This window comes from Limnospira sp. PMC 289.06 (genome assembly GCF_032350395.1).
Classification (GTDB): domain Bacteria; phylum Cyanobacteriota; class Cyanobacteriia; order Cyanobacteriales; family Microcoleaceae; genus Limnospira; species Limnospira platensis.
Genome location: NZ_JARPLC010000528.1, coordinates 1 through 364, shown reverse-complemented (window position 1 = coordinate 364; position 364 = coordinate 1). Strand labels below are relative to the sequence as shown.

Sequence of the window (364 nt, the reverse complement as noted above, 5' to 3'; positions counted from 1 at the left end):
CACCTGTGGACTAGCACAGTTCGAGGTTAGCACCGACACCCCCACCTGCCTTGGGCGGGTGGGGTGAGCTTCATTGTCAAAGGGCTGGTAAGAAATCGAAAACTAGCTAAATCTATTTATGATGCGGGTTGGTCTACTTTTCGCGGTTGGCTAGAGTATTTTGGCGTTAAATATGGCAAGGTCACGGTAGCTGTGCCAGCTCACTATACCAGCCAAGAATGCTCAAACTGCGGTCAAGTGGTGAAGAAAACCCTATCAGAAAGAACACATATTTGTTCGCACTGTGGATATCTAGCCGCGCGCGATGTTGTTATGGTCGAAAGGGAAGTCACCTTCCCCAACTCCAATTCCAAACCGTACTTGA

General features: G+C 48.9%; 1 pseudogene. It reads left to right on the top strand.

The window, feature by feature from the left end:
- Positions 1 to 75 precede the first annotated feature (75 nt).
- Positions 76 to 364, top strand: a pseudogene (locus P5674_RS26130) (RNA-guided endonuclease InsQ/TnpB family protein); the annotation flags it as partial.